Raw genomic sequence first — 16,950 nt, 5'->3', positions numbered from 1 at the left:
AATTTAGGAAAATCAATGCAAATCGTCTTTGGTCCCGTTAGCTCGCGCAGGTTTGGCGCTTCGCTGGGTGTCGATCTATCGCCCGCGCAAAAGTGCTGTAACTTTGACTGCGTTTATTGTGAACTCACGGCGGCAAAACCCGTCGCAGTGATAGAAAATCCGCCAAGCGTAGAGCAAGTAATCGCCGAGGTGAAGGCCGCACTTGCCGTGCATCCGCATATCGACGTCATCACGCTCACGGCAAATGGCGAACCGACGCTTTATCCCGATCTTGCGTGGCTAGTACGCGAGCTAAATTTGATAAAAGGCCGGGCTAAAACGCTAATACTCTCAAACGGCTCGGGCGTGCTTGATCCTAAAATTTGCGAGGCGCTAAAAGGGCTTGATATCGTCAAATTTAGCCTTGATAGCGCTGTGCAAAAAACCTTTGCTAGGATCGATCGCTCGGGCGATAATATCGATGTTGGCGAGCTAGTGGCTGCGATGGCTAAATTTAGGCGAGAGTTTAAAGGCGAGCTAGTGCTTGAAATCCTGGTCGTAAAAGGATTAAATGACACGAAAGCTGAATTTGAAGCGCTAAATGCGGCACTAGATCAAATTTCACCAGCCCGCGTGGACATAAGCACCATCGACCGCCCGCCCGCATACCCGGTAAAAGGCGTGAGCCAGGAGCTCTTGCGTGAGCTTGCACAGCAAATTTCCAGCGTACCGTGCGTGATAGCGTCGGCAAAATACGGCGATGAAAAATTCGAGCTTAGCAAAGAGGAGCTACTTGAGCTATTAAAACGCCGCCCGCAAAGCGAAAACGACGTGATAAATAGCTTTTCTGAAAGCTCGAAACAAAATTTACAGGAGCTTTTAGCAGACGGAAAGATAAAAGTAGTAGATGCGGCGGGAACTAAATTTTACCGACTTGCGTGATTTTGCGGTAAAATTTACTCTTTTTTTCTACTAATTTTTTGATATCCAAAAATTTAAGGTAAAATTTATTGACAAACGGAGTTTTTTTGCCTATAATACGACTTCTTTTAAAACGTTCCGGATTAGCTCAGCGGTAGAGTAGTCGGCTGTTAACCGATTGGTCGCTGGTTCGAATCCAGCATCCGGAGCCATCTATACTAAAAAATCCCTTTCAAACCCTGATTTTAACGACGTTTTAAGAACTTTAAGTTTTCTTAGTTTTATAAAATTTGTTCCCTATTTGTTCCCGAAATTTTTTAATATTCCAATTTCTTACCAAGCTTTCTAAGTTAATCTAAGATACCTTATTTTAAATACGAAAATAATTTTTTACTCTCAATCACTCTAAAATACCCTAAGGAACCATAGGGTATTAATTTTTTTTCAAAAACTATCCAAAAACCGCTCAAAATAGCAAAAGTAAATGAAAAGTACATATAATTAGTTATATAAGAATAAGCAGAAGGAGAAAAATAATATGCTTAATGAACTATATAACGACGTAGAGTACAAAGCACTTCTCGAGCATATAGCCAAACAATATAAAGGACAAGCGGTACTAAATAGGCAACAAACGGCAAAACTTCTTAGTATCGGCGTATCCACCCTTGATCTTCGCATATCACAGGGCAGAGATATTCCACGTTATATCAAAATGGGAGATGCAAAGAATTCTCGCATAGCGTTTGCGATAACGGATATTGCAGCTTATATTTTTCAAAAAAGGGTTAAAACATGCTCTTAATTTCTATAGTAAATAATAAAGAAAAGGATCAAAAATGAGTAATGCCCTTCAAATAGGCGGACACAGCCTAGTTCTTTGTGTAAGAAGCGAATTCTTGACGCTCAAAAAGGCTATTATAAGGTATGAGCACAATGTTAGAGAGGTTAAGCACGCCTCTAAGATCGGATATCTTAGAGGTAACAGCCGAAATAATAGATACATAGTGCTTAGCGAATATAATGATAACGGTAATATGCGAGAGATACCTAGTAGTGACAAGGAATTTAACGATAAAAAATATATAAAAAAACTCTTGCTGGAATATCACGAAAAGATGAAAGCCGACTATGAAGCTCAAGTAAAAACGTATAAAAATGGTAGAGCAGTAAAGAATCGTTGGCGAGAAAACATGGTTGGGTTTTCCGAAATAGTCATAAGTTTCGGCACCGAGCGCCCAAAAGACCCCAAAGAAGGACTAAATCAAACCGAAGTTAATTTTGTTAATGCTCAAGTTTCGCTTGACAGAGTTCTTAAATTTGCGAGATCGTACTGTGCCAAATACGGCGTTAAATGCCTGCTAATCGCTGAGCATAACGATGAGAAGACTAAGCATTATCAGCTTATTTTTACGAATTATCAGTTTGAAAACCATAAAAACCTTAGGTTTAACGGCAAAGGCGAAACGAAAGACTTTGGTAGAAGTATGCAGGAAATGGGAGGGGCGGCGTTTAACGGTATCGCTTTGCGGGGCGAGATTGGCAGTAAAGCAAGACATAAAAATCTAAAGCAAATGCACCGCACCGAAAAAGAGTATAGCGCCGAGCAAGAGTTTAAAAACAAAATGAGACAATCGATAGTCGATAAAACAAGGAAGTATATAAAAAAGAAAGAGTCTATGTTTGGTAAAGATTATTTGAGATTAGAAATCGAGGACGATAAGGCTTTTATAACGAGTCTTACGAATTTGGTTTTAGATCAAATGAAAGACAATATAAACATAATTACGGATAGCGAACTAAAGCAAAGAGTGGACGAGCTAACCAAGCAACTTTTAAACAAGGGTGAGATAATTGCAAAAAATAACGAGCTGGATCAATCCAACGAAAATCTAATCCAAGAAAATAAAAATCTAAAAGAGATTAACGCGAACCTAAGCAATCAAGACAATATTATAAAAGATAGGAATTTGCGAATAAGCGAGCTTTCGTTGCAACTAATTAAAGAAGAAGATAAAAATATCAAACTACAAAATCAAATAACGGCTTTTGAGACCGACAAAGCCCAAATAGACAAACTGAAACAAAAAGCAAATCAAAAAGACGCTCTACAAATCGAGCTTGAAAGAGCCAACGAAGAGTTAAAAAACAAAGAAGGAGTAAACCAATACTTAAAAGAAAGAAACGAGGAGCTAGAAGCATCGCAAAGGAACGAAGAAGCTTTGAAAGAAGACAATGATAGCAAACAAAACAAGATCGTCAAGCTACAAACTTCCGTAAACGGCAAGGATCAAAGAATATCCGAGCTTGAAGAACAAGTAAAAACTCAAGACGAAACGATAGCGGGTCTGAAAAATAAAGTAAGCATCTTAGAAAATTTTAAAACCAAGGTTATTAATTTTATCTCAAAAATAAGCAATCTAATACCGAATTTTAGTAGGTTGCTAGATGACGAACCAAATGAGGTAAAAAATGAGATAAAAAGCAAAATAGCCGGTAAAGATAGTATGGGTATGGAGATGTAGTTAAAGGGGTTTTGGTTGCTTGAGCGTAAAAATAGTCTAATTTTGAAATTTTTGCTAAAATTTCAAAAAATCAAGGAGGCACAATGAGCAAGATAGATGAAATTTGCAAGTATTTGGACGCTAAATTTAGCTCAGATGGTAAGATACAAAGCGATATAAAGGAGCTATTTGTCTACCGAGCAAGCGTGCCGACCGAGTTTTTAACCGGCGTTTACGAGCCGGCGCTTTGCATGGTTTTTAAAGGCTCAAAACTGGCCAAAGTCGGTAATGATTTTTATGAGTACGATGAGCAGCGCTATCTGCTAGCCGCTACGCATATCCCCGCCGTTGCAAAGATCAAAGGCTGCCCGTATCTAGCCATAAAGATCAACTTTGAGCTAGAAGATATCTTGGGCGTGATCGAGAGTATAGGCGGCGCCGAGAGCAAAAAGGGCGAGTTTGCAGGGCTAGCTCTTGGAGCGGTAGATGATGAGCTGCTTGAAGCTGTATTTAAATTTATCCGTTTGCTAGAGCGCCCAAACGATGCTAAATTTTTAGCAAAGCTCGTGATAAAGGAAATTTTATACATACTCTTAAAGGGTGAAAACGGCGATTTCCTGCGCCAATATGCAATGCTAGAAACCATAGAAAATCGCGTTACGCGCGCTGCCAAAGAGATAAAATCAAACTACGCCGAGGCGATAAATATCGAAAATTTAGCCAAAAAGCTCGGTATCAGCGCATCGTCGCTCTATCATAACTTCAAGCGTATTACGGCGCTTAGTCCGCTTCAATTTCAAAAAAAGATCCGTCTCGAAGAGGCAAAAAATCTCTTGATAAATCAAAATTTAGACGCCGCAGAGGCTGCATTTACCGTCGGCTACGCGAGCCCGTCGCAGTTTAATAGAGAGTACTCCAGGATGTTTGGCATGCCTCCTAAGGCGCACGTCTTAGCCATAACTGGTGCTTAAATTTAGTACGGGCGGGCCTGCTGCCTCTCGTTGATTTTATCTTCTAAGCCTCTTTTATCTAAATTTACATTTTTGACCCACCACAAATACAAATTTTGATCTAAATTTTGTATTTTTTATAACATTTGCAGAAATAGGCAATGATTTTGCAGGATCGTTCTACCTCCTTTTTTTAAAAACCGTTATAATCATTTCAGTTTAAAAATCAAAATTGCAAGGAGCAAAAATGCAGCATTTAACCTTAAATGACGGCAACAAAATGCCGATTTTAGGCTACGGAGTCTATCAGGTGGAGCCTGCGGAGGCTCAAAGGTGCGTTGAGGATGCGATTGGCGTGGGTTACCGTCTCATCGACACCGCGCAGGCTTATCGCAACGAAGAGGGCGTTGGCGCGGCGGTTAAAACGGCGATAGCCGGCGGCGTGAAACGTGAGGAGCTTTTTATAACGACAAAGCTTTGGGTGAGCGACGTAAGCGAGGATAGAGCGCTAAAAGCCTTTGATGCGTCGATGAAAAAGCTAGGGCTTGATTATCTCGATCTGTATCTCATCCATCAGCCATATAGCGACACCTACGGCGCGTGGCGAGCGATGAGTAGGCTTAAAAAAGAGGGTCGCATCCGCTCTATCGGCGTTAGCAACTTCTACGCTGATCGGATCGTCGATCTGTGCGAAAACAGCGGCGTCATCCCTGCGGTAAATCAGCTTGAGTGCCATCCGTTTTATCAGCGTGAAGCGTTAAAACGCGTACTTGATGGCTACGGCATAGCATTTGAGTCGTGGGCTAGCTTCGCCGAGGGCAAAAACGATATATTTAAAAACACCGTACTAAGCGGTATCGGTGAAAAATATGGCAAAAGCTCAGCTCAGGTTATTTTGCGCTGGCTAATTCAGCGCGGTATCGCCGTCATTCCAAAAAGCGTAAAAATCGAGCGAATGAGGCAGAATTTCGATATTTTTGATTTCGCGCTTGCGCCTGATGATATGGCTGCTATCGCTGCGCTGGATACAGGCAAGACGCTATTTTTCGACCACAGAGATGACAGCATGGTAAAACGGATTATAAACTGGATGAAGGATAATACGCCAAAACAATAAAAGCAGGCCTATTTTTCGATCACCGCGACCCGCAATGGGTCAAAAGACTAAATAACTATAAATAAGGAGCAAGCAATGAAAAAACGCGATTTTATGAAAATTTCAGTAGAAGGAGCAGTAGCTATGAGCAGTTTAAACGCAAAAGAAAACAATGCTGGCGAGAGGGTAGAAAAACCCAAAGTCCCATTCGCCAACCCGAGCAAAGAGGCTGCCGCAAATGTGGCTAAAAATCCGTTCGGCCTGGTCTACGGCGACGCGATAAGCAAAAACGAGGCGGGCAAGGTAAATTTGACGCCGGTAAGCTATAAATCTCGCGGCTTAGATATCGCGGCCAACGTCTATACGCCCGCAAATTTTGATCCTAACAAGAGTTACGCGGCCGTCGTCGTGGCGCATCCAAACGGCGGTGTGAAGGAGCAGGTAGCGGGTCTTTATGCGCAGCGCCTAGCGGAGCTTGGTTACGTCGCGATCGCCTTTGACGCGGCTTATCAGGGCGCTAGCGGGGGCATGCCGCGCAACGTCGATACGCCTGCAAACAGGATCGAGGATATCCGCGCGGCAGCCGATTTTTTGCTTAAATTTAAAGGCGTAGATCGTGACCGTATCGGAGTGCTAGGCATCTGCGGAGGCGGCGGATATACGCTAAAAGCCGCGCAGACTGATAAAATTTTCAAAGTCGTGGCGACGCTAAGTGCTTTTGATAGCGGACTAGCTAGGCGAAACGGCTTTTTGGACGCGCAAATTTCGACTATCCAGCAACGACTAAAAGACGCTAGCGACGCACGCGCCAAAGAGGTGCTAACGGGCGAGGTTGAATACGTGCCGGATCCAAATTTAACCGACGAGGAGATAGCCAAAATCACCAACGATCTTTACCGCGAGGGGCTAAAATACTACCACCGCACGCACGCGCATCCAAACTCCACCTTCGCCTACACCAAAAGCAGTCTGCTAGATCTCATGAACTTCGACGCTGCGAGCAATATGGATCTAATCAATCAGCCGCTTTTGATGATGGTAGGCTCCAAAGCCGACAGCGCCTATATGAGCGAGCGAGCTTTCGCGGGCGCTAGCGGTACGCAGAAGAAGGAGTACTTTAAGATAGACGGAGCGCTACATATTGACACTTACTATAAGCCCGAATACGTGGACGTCGCGATGAAAAAGCTAGCCCAGTTTTACGGAGAAAATTTGTAAAAACGAATAAAAACAAAGGATATGCGGTGAAAATTTTTAGAATTGTTTTAGCTATTTTATTCGCTTTAAATTTAAGCTCGGCAAAGGAGCAAGCGATGATAAATTTTAACGAGCTTCCGCACGCGGCAAAGCTTAGCGGAGCTCTTAGCGACAAGCAGCTAGCGCTCGTTAGCGTGGCTGCTTATGCGGCGGCTGGCGATGCGGACAAACTAAAAGGCGCGCTGCAAAACGCAAGAGATGCCTTAAAAAGTCTTTAGCGGTTTTTGGTTATAGGGGTAAATTTGAAAAAGTTTTTGATTTCGGCGCTATTTGCGGCGGCGTTAGCGGGAGGGCAAATGAACGATAATTTTACAAAAGAGAGCAAAATTTCAGACGTCGTCCATGATGCGGCGTTTGGTGATTACGGCAGGCTGCTTTTTCCTACGCACAAGGATTACTTTGGCGGCGGTAAGCTCGGCGAGCTAAATTTGACGTGGTACGAGCATATCGACGCGGATAAAACGGTTGAAGTTTTAAACCACCTAAAAGATCGCGCCAAAGCCGGCAAGCAGGTATTTTACGATATTTACTCAAATACCGAAAAAGCCGCCGATCCACGCAAAAATGATACTGGACTTTTTTATTTTAAAGGCGAGCGGGGCAAGCCGTTTGCAGTGGTGGTCGCCGGAGGCGGCTTTGCCTATGTGAGCGCGATGCATGATAGTTTCCCGCACGCGCTTGAGCTTTCTAAAAAGGGCTACAACGCCTTTGCGTTGATCTACCGCCCGGGCGCTAGGAGCGGGTCGCAAGACCTTGCTCGTGCGATTAGCTTTATTTTTGAGCACGCAAAGGAGCTTGAGGTGGGAGCGGAGTTTTATTCGCTGTGGGGCGGCTCGGCCGGAGCTAGGCTTGCGGCGATGCTGGGAAGCTACGGCACGCAGGCTTTTGAGCAGGGCTCGCATCCGCGACCTACAGCCGTGATAATGCAATATACGGGCTATTCGGATTTTACGCGAAACGATCCGCCGACCTTTGCCGTCGTTGGCGAAAACGACTGGATCGCAAGCCCCGGCGTGATGGAGAGACGGATACGAAATTTAGCCGCTACGGGCGTTAAAACGCAGTTTCGTAGCTACGCAAATTTAGGTCACGGATTTGGCTTAGGCACCGGCACGGCAGCACAGGGCTGGCTGGATGAGGCGGTCAAATTTTGGCAAGAACAGATGAGATAAAGGAAAGAAAATAAAATGAAAAAATTAAGCAAAATAATGGCTGGAGCGCTTGCTATGTGTTCATTCGCGGCGGGCGAAAGTGCAGCAGGAAATATAAAATTTGAGCCCCAAAAGACGCTCGTAGTCTATTTTTCAGCAGGCGGCAATACGGCTAGAGCGGCAAATTTAATAGCACAAAATTTAGGTGCTAAGATAGTTGAACTAAAGCCCGTGCAGCCCTACACGAACGCTGATCTAAACTACAACGATCCAAAAAGTCGCATTAGTCGCGAACATGACGATGCGTCGCTTAGGAGCGTACCGCTAACTAACGCTAAAATCCCCGGCTGGGAGAGCTACGAGGCTGTTTTCGTGGGCTATCCGATCTGGTGGCACGATGCTGCGTGGCCGATCGACGAGTTTATAAAAAACAACGATTTTAGCGGCAAAAAGGTGATCCCGTTTTGCACCGTTTATAGCTCCGGGCTTGAAAATAGCGATAAAAATTTAGCCAAGAAAGCAAACGGCGGCGAGTGGCTAGCGGGGAAGTGCTTCGGCGAGAGGCCGAGCGAAAAAGAGATAAAAGAGTGGCTTGCGAAATTTTAGGCGATCTGAGCGCTATTTTGATTTATTTTTAAATTTTAGTTTCCTAATTTGGAAAACCTTGCGCTTTACCGTTGTTTGTTACAATAAGACCATACCTTAATCTTACGGGAGGATATCATGAAACCAAATTTATCAACCAAATTTGCACGAACGGCATTGCTAACTATAGCTTTGGGCTTTATAGCGCCAGCGTTAGCGAGTCAAGATCCGATCCAAGCCGGTAGCGACATCGCTGTAGTTCATACTGAAGCTGGTAAAATTCAAGGCTATATCCATAACGATATTTTGACCTACAAAGGCATCGCGTATGCCATGGCTGAGCGTTTTATGCCGCCGCAAAAAGTGGCAAAATGGCAGGGCGTAAAAATGGCTTTAACTTATGGCGATGTATGTCCGCAAGTTCCGATGGGCGGACGTTCGTTTTTCTTTACCGGCCCGGAAATGACGCAGAGCGAGCAGTGCTTAAATTTAAATATATGGGCGCCTAAGAATGATGGCAAAAAACGTGCGGTAATGGTATGGATTCACGGAGGAGGCTTTCAGTCCGGAGCGTCTAACGATCTACATAGCTATGACGGAGAAAATTTGGCCCGCTCGGGCGATGTGGTAGTGGTTTCTGTTAATCACCGCTTGAATGCGATGGGGCATTTGGATCTATCCGCTTACGGCGAGCAGTACAAATACTCGGCAAATTTAGGCGTACAAGATTTGGTGGCTTCACTGGAGTGGGTTAAAGAAAACATTGATAAATTCGGCGGAGATCCGGCAAACGTTACTATTTTTGGCGAAAGCGGAGGCGGAGCAAAAGTGCTTACATTAATGGGAACGCCGGCAGCCAAAGGTTTATTTAGCAAAGCGATCGTCGAAAGTGGCGCAGTAGAAAAAATGGGAATGACGCTCACCTCTCCTAAAGCAGGCAGGCGCGTAGCAGAGCTAACGCTTGCAAATTTGGGCGTAAAACCAACCGCGCTTGATAAGCTCAAAGTGTTTACACCGGCGCAAATTAACGAGGCGGCAAACAAAGCTCTAAAGCAAACGGCCCAGGAACAAAAACTTATGCCTCTTCGCGGACAAGGCTATGGTTTATCGTGGGCACCGACAATGGACGGCGATTATATCCCGCAAGAGCCTGTAGGCGAAAAATATCCAGAATTATCAAAAGATATTCCGCTCTTGATCGGTTCAAATTTAACAGAATGGGAGAGCTTCCCGCTGCAACTAGATTTAGCCAATACACAAAAAGATAACCGCTTTACTTGGAGCGACTCGCAAGTGGAGGAAAAGCTAAAAGTAAAATATGGCAATAAGACCGCCAAGGTCATAGAGGCATTCCGTGAAGCCTATCCAAAACGCCGTTTGGCCGATGCACTCTATGTGGATAGTTTTCTGCGTGCTCCGGCATTAAAAACTGCGAGTTTAAAAGCTGATCAGCACGCTGCGCCGGTGTATAACTACATATTTAGCTGGGATACTCCCGTGTTTAACGGCGTACCGATGAGCTATCATACCGCAGAAATCGCCTTTGTCTTTAACAATATCGATAAAATGGAACAAGCCACGGGCGGCGGCAAAGAGGCGCGCGAGTTGGCGAAAAAAATGAGCACGGCTTGGGTAAATTTTGCCAAAACAGGCAATCCAAACGGCGGCGATTTGCCGCAATGGGACGCTTATACTCGCGAAAACGGCAATGTGATGATATTTGATAACGAAATCAAGACCAAACAACATCACGATGCGAAGTTACAGCGTTTATTGGCTCCGGAAATGAAATTTTAAGAGATCATAAAAAGGATAAACCATGAAAAAATTTACAAAACTTTCCATATTTTTAATCGCTTATGGGCTAGCCGTGCAAACTTACGCAGCGCCGCTTTCCATCGAAGAGCAAGGCAGCTTTGCCGTGGGTGGTTCGATAAAAACCAGCAAAGGCATTTACAACCCCTTTCCGGACACTGTAAAAGGCAAAGAAAGCAATAGCTTTATGGATGTCTATGAAGCATCTATCCAAGCGGGCGGGCAAACCTTGCACGGCGATCATGCAACCGTTTTTTATCAAATTCCAAGTAGTCCCCGCAAGTATCCGCTTGTGTTTTTGCATGGCGCAGGGCAATCAATGCGAACATGGCAAACTACCCCGGACGGCAGAGAAGGTTTTCAAAATATCTTTTTACGCAGGCATTTTCCTGTTTATTTAGTAGATCAACCGCGCCGCGGGCAATCCGGACAAAGTACGGTAGAAGGTAAAATTTCTGCAACGCCTGACGATCAGTTCTGGTTTGCTCAATTTCGCATAGGCACCTACCCAAATTTCAATAAAGGCGTGGCATTCCCGCAAGATAAAAACTCGCTAGATCAGTTCTTTCGTCAGATGACGCCAAACACGGGAGCGTTTGATGGCGCGGTAATCAGCGATAGCATGAGTAAACTCTTTGATCGCATCGGCGATGGCGTGCTCGTCACTCACTCGCAAGGCGGTATTGTTGGTTGGCTAGCCGGAATGAAAAATCCGCATATCAAAGGCATTATCTCTTTTGAGCCCGGCAACTTTCCATTTCCGGAAGGTGAAATTCCGGCAAATATCACTAGCAAATTTGGCGATATCAAACCTGCTGCGGCAAGTAAAGCGGATTTTGACAAGCTTACCAAAATGCCGATTTTGATCTATTTTGGCGATTTTATCAGCGATAAACCATCCGATAACCAAGGCGAAGATCAATGGCGAATCCGCTTGTCGCTCGCTAAACAATGGGTTGACGTTGTGAATAAACACGGCGGCGATGCGACTGTTGTGGAACTACCTAAAATAGGTATCAAAGGCAACACGCATTTTATATTTTCGGATCTTAACAATATGGAGGTAGCCGATCATATGGAAAATTGGCTAAAACAAAAAGGTCTGGGTAAGTAAAATAAAATTTTAGCCAACAGCAGAGCAGTGTGTTCAAATAACAAATCATGCAAAACACTCAAATTTTAGTTAAAAAAGATGAGCTGGTCGCCTATGACAAGGTGAGCGATAAAATTTTTGCAGGCGGTCTGCCGAAAGTCACGCTGCTTTTCGGCGCAACGCCTTGCGCAAACGCAGGAGCAGTGCTAGTGCATTTCCCACGTGGAGTAGGCACGGCGTGGCACACGCATCCCGCGGGGCAAAATTTACACCGGCATGGCGGACGGCATCGTGCAAATCGCTCGTGCTGGCGACGTAGTGCTCTGCCCGCCTGGCGTCAAGCATTGACACGGAGCCGGACTGCAAGAAGGCGGAGAGCACATCGCGGTAACCTTTGAAAAGGAGAGTAAAAGCGTAACGTGACTGGAGCATCTAAGTCAGGATGAATACGAAAATTTAATTAAAAAGGCGGAACAGTAGGCTAGATTGTCAACCGCATATAAGCTTTTAACTGATATCCGTTAAAAGCTTCCTATTAAAAAACTTAGACCTTTTATCGACGAAAAATCATTTTCGAGCGATAAAGTTTCGTCTAAGTTTTTATATTTTTCTTTTGCCTAGACAAAGAAAAATATTGGCCGTCTGCTAAGACCTTACAGCAAACTCATTTGAGTTTGCTAAGTAAGTATTAACATATTGTCCTATGTAGGGGTTGTTTGTTCTTAATATTTTGATAAATGGTGTCAAGTTCTAAGACTGTACGATGGAATTAGAAGCGACTGTTTTTTATTAAGTTAAAGTAAATTTTGGTTTATAGGGAAATTGACTTTTATTTTTTTATTTGGTATTTTAGCACAAATTTTCAAAATTAAGATGTTGCTAGTCTTCTTGTAGCATAAATAAATATTAAAGTAGAGATTGTTTTTGAGCAAGAAATAAGAATCAAAAAGAAGAGCATTTTGTGCAGGGTTAATATTATTTGATAAAACAAGCATCGCTATAATATATCCGTATTCGTTTTCGCAGTCGTATTAACCCCTTGATTTAGTTGCGTTTTGAATATGCCCATGCTATAAGAGCCTTATTTTTTCAAATCCTAACTATCGTATCCGCAAGAACCCCGTCTTGAGAACCAACAAAGCTTAATATTTTCTCCTGTATCGACTTGAGTATTTGCTAGATAATTAATCTTACTTATACTATCGCCACTCTTTTGCCGCAAGCTTTTATGTAGTTAAAAAATGTTTTATACTTGATATTATACGCTCCGCTTTCTATTCTGGCTACGGCAGACTGAGTTATGCCCATCCTTTTAGCTACTTCGCTTTGAGTTAGCCCTGCCTCGTTTCTAGCGTCTATCAAAGCCTCTATGGCTTTATATTCGTCCTCCAGTGCATCGTATTGCGCTTTAAATTCGGTGTTTTTTAGCTCCTCTTTTAAAACTTCTCTAAAATTAACGGTTCCCATCTTTAAACTCCTTTAATCTTTGTTCTGCCAAATTTAGTATACTTTTAGGCGTCTTTTGTGTTTTTTTAACAAAAGTTAGTAGGATTATTATTCTTTTGCCGATTTCATAACAATATATGCTTCTAGCTATTCCTTCATCCGACTTTATGCGTATCTCGAACAGCCCGTCTTTTATGCTTTTAGTGTACGGCTCTCCCAAGGTATTACCCCTAGCCTCTAAGAGCTCGAACATTTTATAACCTCTTTGTCTAAGTCCGGTCGGCAGTTCCAAGAACTCGTCTTTTATGGCTTCGCTTGCAAACTCTACGCTCCACATTGCAATCCTTCTATGTAACTAAGCCCTATTATACCATATATGATATAAAATGCAGTTTGTTTTATATGCTTATTGCTAAATAAACAACTTGATATAAAATTATTCATAAAGCCTCTCCACCATCTCTCTTCCGCTGTCCGGCATTAGTTTAGCGTATCTTAGGGTATGGTTGATATCTGAGTGATTCATCAGCTTTTTTATCGTTAGTATCGGAGTGCCCTTTATAGCAAGATGCGAAGCGAACGTATGCCTAAGGGTGTGAATGACTACTCTATTGGTTGCGTCGCTTATATCTAAATTTTGATTAAAAAGCTTGTTTAATAATGGCTGCAAGACGTTTTGAATAGTGGATTTTGGTTTATTTACCAAAAAGTCGTTCGGGGATAGGGTGGTATAAATTTGATTTATCTTTTCTAGTGCTCTTTTACTTAAAAACCCCGTATACGTGCTCTTTGTTTTAAAATCGCTTATGGTGACCGACTTGGTAGATAGCGCTAAATCTTTTTTCTTGATATTTAAAATTCCTTCTAATCTAGCTCCCGTACAAAGCGCAAGCTCAACGAACAGCTCTAGGGCAAAGTCTTCTTTGCCCGCTACTTCTTTGCGTAAAAGCTCTATCTCGATAAGCTCCAAAAATCTCTCTCGCTTGTTGCTCGGCTTTTTTAGTTCTATCTTGTATGGGCTAATATGATCGATAAGGTCATTTTTTATAGCGTGATTAAAAATCGTCCTAACTATACCCATTATAGCGTTTATCCTGGATTGCGACAGCTTTCGTTTGGTTTTAGGTGAGATTATCTGAGAAATATCTTTATGATGCTCATTTATCATCTCGGGTGTTATCTGCGTCGTGGCTAGACCGCCTAACTTATCCTTATGGTAAATTTCATAATCTCGCCTTTGCTCTTTTATATTGACGGCGTTGTCTGGTTCTTTTTCTAGTTTATAGCTGAAAAAGGCGTCTGCGATCTCATCAAATTTAAGCGAGCTTTTGTTATTCTTGGCGGCTATTTTCTTTGTTATACTATCTGGCAATTCGCCGTTTCTTTGCTTGGCATCGAATTCTTTCTTTTTGTTATACGCGTAGGTTATATTTACGCCTTCGGATTTTGATCCTATTTTAACGTTCGCCTTTTTGCCCTCAAGCGTAACTCTCATATAAAAAACGACGTCACCGTTGGCTAGATTATTGAAGAAAATTCCAGGATATTTATTTACTCCAAACGACGAGTTGTAATTTTTAAGTTTTCCTGCCATAATACCCCCTAAATTTATTCCCTATTTGTTCCCAAAATTTGTAAAAATGTATGATATTCTAGTGTAACTTAGAATATGCTTAAGCTATCAAATAGCGTATTATAGGGCTTTTTAGAGTATTTTAGAGCGTTTAAGAATTATATATTTTTGAATCCAGCATCCGGAGCCACTTAATATTTTCTTAAGCTTCCGATTAATTCCAATTTTTATCAAAAAAGCCCTAAAATACGATATTTGCTCTTATTTATATTTCCGTTTTATTCTATTTCTTTTCGTTTTTTTGTATCATGGTTCCGAAAAACATGGTATCTCTTAGGGTATCTCCTTTAAAAATACGCTTTTAGGAGATACCATAAACTTGAATTAAGTGCCTTTTTTTGGAACTTTTCGCTACTTTTTGGAAAGTAAAAAACAGCAATTTTTCGGTAAAAACGCAACTTTTTGCCATTTTTTGCAAACGAGATACCTAAATGTTTTTCAAAGTCCTAATTTTAGGCATTCTTATACGGTTTTTAGAAAAAAGATCGCAAAAAGGCATTCTAGATCCCCTTTTTGCTTTTTAAAAATATTAAAAAACATTATAATGAACGCATAAGATAAAAAGATAATAAGGAAAACATAGATGATAATTACCAAGGAAGAACAGATACAAAAACTTCCCGTAAGCGGAAAAAAAGAGATGCATAGTCTAGCTTGCTTAAGAGAATTAAAACTCATACTTACCGGTAGTGGCGCTAAGATATTTAAATTTCGTTACGAAAATAAACTGACTGGCGATAGAACTACTAAGACTCTAGGAGAGTATAGGCAAGGGGTCTATTCTATAAAAGAAGCCAGAAACGATGCCATAAAGCTACTTATGTATTATCAGGAAACCGGAAGCATTAGTAAAGAGATAGAGCTTAGCTATAGCGATCTTTGGACTCAGTGGAGAAAACAAAGAGCCTCAAGAACCGATATAAAACATATTCGTTTCAAATTTGACGTTGTTTATAAAAGACGGCGAAATTTTAGCCTTCGGGCGCAGCGAGCAGCTCATAAACGCCGAAAATATAGATAAAATATACAGCATAAACTACGAAAGATACGAGGATAGATTATGATTTTACCTTCAAACTACGACGAGATCGACTTTGACGAGCTTTATAAGGCACAAAAGGTAAGAAGCTCGTTTGGCAAAAAATTTGCAGAGGACTGGGACAAAAAAGCGCCCAGCTTCAACGAGGGCGTGATGAAAAGCGCCTATGCGCGCGAATTTATAGATAAGGTTGATTTTACGGGCGTTTCTACGTTGCTTGATTTTGCGTGCGGAGCGGGGGCGCTAAGCGTGCTGGCGGCGCAAAAGGTGGATCAAATTTACGGCTACGATTTTTCGCCTAAGATGCTAGAGTTTGCCCGCGAAAACGCTCAAATTTACGGCGCACAAAACGTTAAATTTGCGCAAAAAGCCTTTGAGGACGACTGGTCTGACGTGCCTGAGTGCGACGTGGTTTTGGCTTCGCGCTGCCTTGAGGTGGATGATCTAAAGGCTGCGCTTAGTAAGCTTCTTTCAAAGACTAAAAAATCGCTTTATATCACGTTTAAGGTTGGCGGCAGCTTCGTGGACGGGGACGTTTTGGACGCGATAGGGCGCGAAGTGGAGCAAAAGCCCGACTTCGTCTATCTTTTAAACATCTTGTTTCAAATGGGATATTTGCCAAGTCTTGACTATATAAAAGCTCGGTGTCATGCAGGTCCTGCTACGAGCGCTGAGGAACTCGTCCAAAAGACGCGTTGGGGGCTTGGCGGCGAGCTAAGCGAAGCTGAGGAGGCGCAGCTGGCGGAGTATTTTAACGGCGGCAAATACAAGCCGAGGCAAGAATTTATGCACTGGGCGTTTGTTCGGGTGGATAAAAATAGTTAAATTTGGTTTTTTAGTTAAGCGATATAAATTTGGATCAAATTTAAATGAAAGAAAATCAAGCTAGCGAGCGCCAATTAAAACGCTCGCTATGTAAAAGAATTAAGCACCTATGATGATGTGGCTAGCTTTGATGATAGCAGTTACTTCATCACCTGCTTTTAGAGCTAGGTTTTTAGCAGACTCGTTAGTGATGATAGCGCTTAGCTTATCTCCGCCAGCTATCTCGATATCTACTTCAGCGTTTACCGCACCCTCTACTACTTTTACTACCTTACCTTTTAGTTGGTTAGTAGCGCTTAGTTTTAGACCGTTCTCGCCTTTAGCTACTATGATAGAAGAAGCTTTAAATAGATAAACTACCTTTTTACCCGCTACTAGATCTAGAGCCTTTTGGCTATCTACGGTTACGGTTGCTTTTACAGTCTCTCCACCTTGTAGCTTTGCTACTACTAGAGAGTTTACCGCTCCCTCTCTTACCTCTGTGATTTGTGCTGACAGTTGATTTCTTGCGCTAAACATTATGTTTTCCTTTGTGATTAAATTTGATTTCGTATTAAAATCTGAGCGAATATTAACAACTTATACTTTCATAAAACTTAAAAAACAAATATGCAAAAATACAACTTTATTACTAAAAACGCATACATTAACGATTA

17 protein-coding genes and 1 tRNA gene are annotated in these 16,950 nt (G+C 42.4%); 14 read left to right on the top strand and 4 right to left on the bottom strand.

From position 1 onward, the window contains the following. The first annotated feature begins 15 nt into the window (after nucleotides 1-15). From EE116_RS10585 to EE116_RS10530, 12 genes are all read left to right on the top strand, one after another. Nucleotides 16-921 carry a radical SAM protein gene (locus EE116_RS10585; RefSeq protein ID WP_122874376.1) on the top strand — a complete coding sequence of 302 codons (906 nt, stop codon included), beginning with the start codon at nucleotides 16-18 and terminating at the stop codon, nucleotides 919-921. A 116-nt stretch (nucleotides 922-1,037) separates the two neighbouring features. Continuing rightward, nucleotides 1,038-1,112, top strand: a tRNA-Asn gene (locus EE116_RS10580). A gap of 326 nt (nucleotides 1,113-1,438) precedes the next feature. Continuing rightward, the gene (locus EE116_RS10575; protein ID WP_122874375.1) at nucleotides 1,439-1,705 is read left to right on the top strand and encodes a hypothetical protein; all 267 of its coding nucleotides are present in this window, start codon (nucleotides 1,439-1,441) and stop codon (nucleotides 1,703-1,705) included. A gap of 34 nt (nucleotides 1,706-1,739) precedes the next feature. Continuing rightward, nucleotides 1,740-3,425 carry a hypothetical protein gene (locus EE116_RS10570; RefSeq protein ID WP_122874374.1) on the top strand — a complete coding sequence of 562 codons (1,686 nt, stop codon included), beginning with the start codon at nucleotides 1,740-1,742 and terminating at the stop codon, nucleotides 3,423-3,425. A gap of 83 nt (nucleotides 3,426-3,508) precedes the next feature. Then, complete coding sequence (locus EE116_RS10565) at nucleotides 3,509-4,375, top strand: AraC family transcriptional regulator (RefSeq protein ID WP_122874373.1); 867 nt, start codon at nucleotides 3,509-3,511, stop codon at nucleotides 4,373-4,375. 226 nt (nucleotides 4,376-4,601) lie between these two features. Then, complete coding sequence (locus tag EE116_RS10560) at nucleotides 4,602-5,471, top strand: aldo/keto reductase (protein WP_122874372.1); 870 nt, start codon at nucleotides 4,602-4,604, stop codon at nucleotides 5,469-5,471. A 75-nt stretch (nucleotides 5,472-5,546) separates the two neighbouring features. Then, nucleotides 5,547-6,668 (top strand): alpha/beta hydrolase, encoded by a 1,122-nt coding sequence (locus EE116_RS10555; protein ID WP_241091680.1) that lies wholly within the window; start codon nucleotides 5,547-5,549, stop codon nucleotides 6,666-6,668. 26 nt (nucleotides 6,669-6,694) lie between these two features. Beyond that, complete coding sequence (locus EE116_RS10550; protein WP_122874371.1) at nucleotides 6,695-6,925, top strand: hypothetical protein; 231 nt, start codon at nucleotides 6,695-6,697, stop codon at nucleotides 6,923-6,925. 24 nt (nucleotides 6,926-6,949) lie between these two features. Further along, on the top strand, nucleotides 6,950-7,879 hold the full coding sequence (locus EE116_RS10545) for an alpha/beta hydrolase (protein WP_206159251.1): 930 nt from the start codon (nucleotides 6,950-6,952) through the stop codon (nucleotides 7,877-7,879). Between the two features lie 15 nt (nucleotides 7,880-7,894). Further along, nucleotides 7,895-8,464 carry a flavodoxin gene (locus tag EE116_RS10540; protein WP_122874370.1) on the top strand — a complete coding sequence of 190 codons (570 nt, stop codon included), beginning with the start codon at nucleotides 7,895-7,897 and terminating at the stop codon, nucleotides 8,462-8,464. A 117-nt stretch (nucleotides 8,465-8,581) separates the two neighbouring features. Further along, complete coding sequence (locus EE116_RS10535) at nucleotides 8,582-10,240, top strand: carboxylesterase/lipase family protein (protein ID WP_122874369.1); 1,659 nt, start codon at nucleotides 8,582-8,584, stop codon at nucleotides 10,238-10,240. 22 nt (nucleotides 10,241-10,262) lie between these two features. Then, nucleotides 10,263-11,372, top strand: a complete 1,110-nt coding sequence (locus tag EE116_RS10530) for an alpha/beta hydrolase (RefSeq protein WP_122874368.1) — start codon at nucleotides 10,263-10,265, stop codon at nucleotides 11,370-11,372. A gap of 1,173 nt (nucleotides 11,373-12,545) precedes the next feature. Here EE116_RS10530 and EE116_RS10515 read toward each other — a convergent pair. The 3 genes from EE116_RS10515 to EE116_RS10505 form a co-directional block, all read right to left on the bottom strand. Then, nucleotides 12,546-12,818 carry a helix-turn-helix domain-containing protein gene (locus EE116_RS10515; RefSeq protein WP_122874366.1) on the bottom strand — a complete coding sequence of 91 codons (273 nt, stop codon included), beginning with the start codon at nucleotides 12,816-12,818 and terminating at the stop codon, nucleotides 12,546-12,548. Further along, nucleotides 12,805-13,134, bottom strand: coding sequence for a type II toxin-antitoxin system RelE/ParE family toxin (locus EE116_RS10510; protein WP_122874365.1), 330 nt, complete (start codon nucleotides 13,132-13,134; stop codon nucleotides 12,805-12,807). Before EE116_RS10510 ends, EE116_RS10515 begins: the two co-directional genes overlap by 14 nt. Nucleotides 13,135-13,233: 99 nt before the next feature. After that, a complete protein-coding gene (locus EE116_RS10505) occupies nucleotides 13,234-14,391 on the bottom strand; it encodes a tyrosine-type recombinase/integrase (protein ID WP_122874364.1) in 1,158 nt (385 codons plus the stop codon). 622 nt (nucleotides 14,392-15,013) lie between these two features. On the opposite strand from EE116_RS10505, the gene EE116_RS12490 reads away from it, so the two are divergent. Next, complete coding sequence (locus EE116_RS12490) at nucleotides 15,014-15,451, top strand: hypothetical protein (RefSeq protein WP_163028054.1); 438 nt, start codon at nucleotides 15,014-15,016, stop codon at nucleotides 15,449-15,451. A 39-nt stretch (nucleotides 15,452-15,490) separates the two neighbouring features. Beyond that, nucleotides 15,491-16,294 (top strand): class I SAM-dependent methyltransferase, encoded by an 804-nt coding sequence (locus EE116_RS10490; protein WP_122874362.1) that lies wholly within the window; start codon nucleotides 15,491-15,493, stop codon nucleotides 16,292-16,294. A gap of 99 nt (nucleotides 16,295-16,393) precedes the next feature. On the opposite strand, the gene EE116_RS10485 is transcribed toward EE116_RS10490, so the two are convergent. Next, entirely contained in the window at nucleotides 16,394-16,813 is a 420-nt protein-coding gene (locus tag EE116_RS10485; protein ID WP_122872933.1) for a TOBE domain-containing protein, read from the bottom strand. Between the last annotated feature and the right edge of the window lie 137 nt (nucleotides 16,814-16,950).

The organism is Campylobacter showae (genome assembly GCF_900573985.1).
Lineage (GTDB): Bacteria > Campylobacterota > Campylobacteria > Campylobacterales > Campylobacteraceae > Campylobacter_A > Campylobacter_A showae_E.
This window is presented reverse-complemented; position numbering and strand designations above follow the sequence as displayed.

What these genes read in the sequence shown, in the direction of transcription:
- EE116_RS10530 (WP_122874368.1), top strand. Translation starts at nt 10,263, where the DNA reads ATGAAAAAATTTACAAAACTTTCCATATTTTTAATCGCTTATGGGCTA.
- EE116_RS10510 (WP_122874365.1), bottom strand. Translation starts at nt 13,134, where the DNA reads ATGTGGAGCGTAGAGTTTGCAAGCGAAGCCATAAAAGACGAGTTCTTG.
- EE116_RS10505 (WP_122874364.1), bottom strand. Translation starts at nt 14,391, where the DNA reads ATGGCAGGAAAACTTAAAAATTACAACTCGTCGTTTGGAGTAAATAAA.
- EE116_RS10535 (WP_122874369.1), top strand. Translation starts at nt 8,582, where the DNA reads ATGAAACCAAATTTATCAACCAAATTTGCACGAACGGCATTGCTAACT.
- EE116_RS10565 (WP_122874373.1), top strand. Translation starts at nt 3,509, where the DNA reads ATGAGCAAGATAGATGAAATTTGCAAGTATTTGGACGCTAAATTTAGC.
- EE116_RS10560 (WP_122874372.1), top strand. Translation starts at nt 4,602, where the DNA reads ATGCAGCATTTAACCTTAAATGACGGCAACAAAATGCCGATTTTAGGC.
- EE116_RS12490 (WP_163028054.1), top strand. Translation starts at nt 15,014, where the DNA reads ATGATAATTACCAAGGAAGAACAGATACAAAAACTTCCCGTAAGCGGA.
- EE116_RS10490 (WP_122874362.1), top strand. Translation starts at nt 15,491, where the DNA reads ATGATTTTACCTTCAAACTACGACGAGATCGACTTTGACGAGCTTTAT.
- EE116_RS10585 (WP_122874376.1), top strand. Translation starts at nt 16, where the DNA reads ATGCAAATCGTCTTTGGTCCCGTTAGCTCGCGCAGGTTTGGCGCTTCG.
- EE116_RS10575 (WP_122874375.1), top strand. Translation starts at nt 1,439, where the DNA reads ATGCTTAATGAACTATATAACGACGTAGAGTACAAAGCACTTCTCGAG.
- EE116_RS10515 (WP_122874366.1), bottom strand. Translation starts at nt 12,818, where the DNA reads ATGGGAACCGTTAATTTTAGAGAAGTTTTAAAAGAGGAGCTAAAAAAC.
- EE116_RS10555 (WP_241091680.1), top strand. Translation starts at nt 5,547, where the DNA reads ATGAAAAAACGCGATTTTATGAAAATTTCAGTAGAAGGAGCAGTAGCT.
- EE116_RS10485 (WP_122872933.1), bottom strand. Translation starts at nt 16,813, where the DNA reads ATGTTTAGCGCAAGAAATCAACTGTCAGCACAAATCACAGAGGTAAGA.
- EE116_RS10540 (WP_122874370.1), top strand. Translation starts at nt 7,895, where the DNA reads ATGAAAAAATTAAGCAAAATAATGGCTGGAGCGCTTGCTATGTGTTCA.
- EE116_RS10570 (WP_122874374.1), top strand. Translation starts at nt 1,740, where the DNA reads ATGAGTAATGCCCTTCAAATAGGCGGACACAGCCTAGTTCTTTGTGTA.